At 45.7% G+C, this 3,139-nt stretch carries 3 protein-coding genes and 1 pseudogene; 2 read left to right on the top strand and 2 right to left on the bottom strand.

Features of this window, described 5'->3' with window-relative positions:
* Positions 1-681, top strand: a 681-nt coding sequence (locus tag VK080_RS06995; protein ID WP_324224055.1) for a glycine betaine ABC transporter substrate-binding protein, incomplete at its 5' end; no start/stop codon positions are given.
* Between the two features lie 404 nt (positions 682-1,085).
* On the opposite strand, the gene VK080_RS06990 is transcribed toward VK080_RS06995, so the two are convergent.
* Positions 1,086-1,631 carry an NADPH-dependent FMN reductase gene (locus VK080_RS06990; protein ID WP_324224054.1) on the bottom strand — a complete coding sequence of 182 codons (546 nt, stop codon included), beginning with the start codon at positions 1,629-1,631 and terminating at the stop codon, positions 1,086-1,088.
* Between the two features lie 265 nt (positions 1,632-1,896).
* Here VK080_RS06990 and VK080_RS06985 point away from each other — a divergent pair, with 265 nt between their 5' ends.
* A complete protein-coding gene (locus VK080_RS06985) occupies positions 1,897-2,850 on the top strand; it encodes a hydroxyacid dehydrogenase (RefSeq protein WP_324224053.1) in 954 nt (317 codons plus the stop codon).
* A gap of 91 nt (positions 2,851-2,941) precedes the next feature.
* Here VK080_RS06985 and VK080_RS06980 read toward each other — a convergent pair.
* Positions 2,942-3,061 (bottom strand): annotated as a pseudogene (locus VK080_RS06980) (S-adenosylmethionine--2-demethylmenaquinone methyltransferase); the annotation flags it as partial.
* Between the last annotated feature and the right edge of the window lie 78 nt (positions 3,062-3,139).

The raw sequence follows: 3,139 nt of genomic DNA, 5'->3' as shown, positions 1-3,139 counted from the left end.
ATGTGGTCCAGTGTTGCTGATGGGTCAACTGATTTCCATACATCTGCATGGCTTCCGGCGACACATGCTCCGTATTGGGAAAAGTACAGCGAAGATATTGTTAAAGTCAAGCAAGTTCTTGATAAGGCGCCATTGGCCTTGGCTGTTCCAAGTTACATGGAAGATGTCAATTCAATTGAAGATTTGAAAGGTAATAAGGAACTCGGTGAATCAGTCGACTGGACTGTTACCGGAATCGATCCAGGCGCCGGGATTATGCAAAATACCCAAGAAGCATTTGAGGCGTACGGTCTGGACAATTGGGAGCTGACATCAAGTTCAGAAGCGGCAATGCTTACAACACTGCAGTCAGCCGCTGAGAATGAAGAGCCGATTATTGTGCCACTGTGGAAACCACATTGGATTTTCGGTACGATGGATTTGAAAATGCTTGAGGATCCAAAGGAAATTTATGGCGGAGAAGGTGACCAGATCTATACGGTAGCCCGCAAAGGTTTGAAAGAAGACGCCCCAAGAGCCTACAAAGTGCTCGAGCAATATAATGAAAACTATGATATGATTAACGAAATGATGCCGAAAGTTCATGCGGAAGATCAGGATCCTGCCAAGGTTGTGCAGGATTATATAGAAAACAATCCTGATCAAGTTGATAAATGGCTTGAAGGCATACCAAGAGAATAATCAAGAAAAGGAACAGGGATGCTGTATCGCCCCTGTTCCTTTATTGTTGTGATGAATTTAAGGGTGCGCACCGGAATTTCCCGCACAAGTTGTTACAGTCGCTGCACAAGTTTGGGAGGGTGTTGCACAAGTTTTTGAGTTTCCCGCTCAAGCTAAAGCCATTCCCGCTCAAGTTGATGGGGTTCCCGCATAAGTTTACGACGATCCCGCACAAGTTTGCTCCCCTCTCGCACAAGTTTGAACTGTTCTCGCAGAAGTCGCGCTAGCCTCTGTTCAAATTGACGATTTTCCCCCACAAATTGACGTGTCGCGCATGTTTTTGCTTTCTTCGGACGCATTAAGATCGGTCTTCTCCGTGTATCTAAAGCTCTAGCATAAGTTGAAGCAATACCCGAGTGCTTAATTCATCCTTTTTTCAGCATCTCGCTGAAATTTTTCACAGCTTTTTCTACAACAGCTAACGTTACCTCATCCGTCAATTGACCATTCTCATCAAACTTCTCATGTGCCTGAGTTATCAACACTTCGCTTTGTGCGGGCTGAAGCACACGTGCTGATAACCCGGGAGCACTCAATATGCGGCGCAAGTCCATTTGTGCACGGATCGTTCCCATCAGGCTGATTGATGCACCGACAACCATGACCGGTTTGCTTATCATCGGACGTTCGCCGCGTGACAGCCAGTCCAGGCTGTTTTTCAAGACACCTGGAACAGACCAGTTATATTCAGGTGTTGAAAAGAGGACACCGTCATATTCGGCAATCTGATTTTTAAACGTTTTGACGACCTCGGGCGGGTCCAGTTCTTCTGCCTGATTGAACAGGGGCAGCTTATCGATTTTGACAATTTCCAAATCGAAGTGACTTGCATAATGTTCCTTGATGTTTTTCAGCAGCATGCTATTGTAAGAATCATCCCGAATGCTGCCGGAGATGCCTGCAACTCGCATTTATCCAACCTCGCTTTACACAAAAATTAGTAAATTATCACAACTATTATCTTATCACATCCGTTTAAGGACCAAAACATAAAGGATTCACGAGAAATGAGTCCTAACCCTGCAGAAGCTGAACTTTGTCACGAGCATCCCCCTTCAGCTACTCGCATATATTTAGTAAGGAGCACCTTAAATCGTTGCAATACTGTTTATATTATGGAAAAATCAGAAATAGATACATAGGCAAAGTTGACCATACTTACAAGGAGTGAATGCTATGAAAATCCTCGTAACCGAACTGATGTGGGAAGACGGTATCGAAGAGCTCAGACGGCTTGGCTATACCGTGGATTACGATATGGAACTTAGCCGGAAAAGGGAGGAATTGCTGAAACTGCTGCCGGACTATGATGCCTTGATCGTGCGGAATGAAACGCGTGTAGACTCTGAATTTCTTGATGCCGCAAAAAAAGCCAGAGTCATCGGACGGCTTGGTGTCGGGCTGGATAACATTGATCTGGAGGCTGCGAAAGAGCGAAACATGCCGGTCATTTCTGCAAAAAATGCGAATGCCACTTCTGTTGCGGAATATGTGATGGCGGCAATGCTGGATGCGTCCCGTCCGCTCTCGGATGCTGATGCCGATGTGCGTAAGGGAAATTGGGATCGCAAGTTTTTCACGGGCTATGAGTTGAATAAACGGACTCTCGGACTTGTCGGGATGGGCGAAATTGCCAATCGTGTAGCGAGGAGGGCCAAAGCGTTTGGCATGAATGTCATTGGCTATGATCCGTTCGTTGCCCCTTTTGACCATATATTGGCGGAGACGGGCGTCCGTCCTGCTGAAACACTGGATGAACTGCTAAGTGAATCAGATTTTGTCTCGGTTCATGTTCCGCTGACCAAGTCGACCAAACATATGATTAACAAAGATAAATTATCCAAGATGAAGCGGCATGCTTATGTCATCAATTCGGCCAGGGGCGGTATTGTCCATGAACAGGATCTGGTTGATGCTGTTCAGTCGGAAAAGATCGCCGGCGCATACCTTGATGTCCTGGAAAAGGAACCGGTTGAGCAAGACTCAGCGCTTGCACAGGTCGAATCAATCCGGTTATCCCCGCACATTGCCGGTTTGACTGATGAAGCGCAGTCCCGTACAGCCATGCTGATTGCTCAGGAGGTTGACCGGGTGCTGAACGGCGGGAAGTCTATTTGTGCTGTAGTGTGAGGATTAAAATAGATATAAAAAAATCCATCTGCCTGTTTTAAGGGCAGATGGATTTAAGATAAAACAGCAAAATAGAGGCGATGTTTTGAGCTTAAATCAGCCTCTTCTCTGAAATAACAATTCCGTCTTCATCAGCATATGCAAAATCCCCAGGTTTCCACTGAACATCCCCAAATGACAGGGTTATATCTTTTTCACCTTTGCCTTTTTCCTCCCATAGGAAATCAACGGTTGTTTGCAGATAGCTAATTCGTTGGAATATTCATCACACAAATCCGCTGTTTTAAAT

The organism is Lentibacillus sp., from assembly GCF_035301925.1.
GTDB lineage: Bacteria > Bacillota > Bacilli > Bacillales > Amphibacillaceae > Lentibacillus.
Note: the sequence above shows the minus strand (reverse complement) of the source record. Positions and strands in the feature narration are given on the sequence as shown.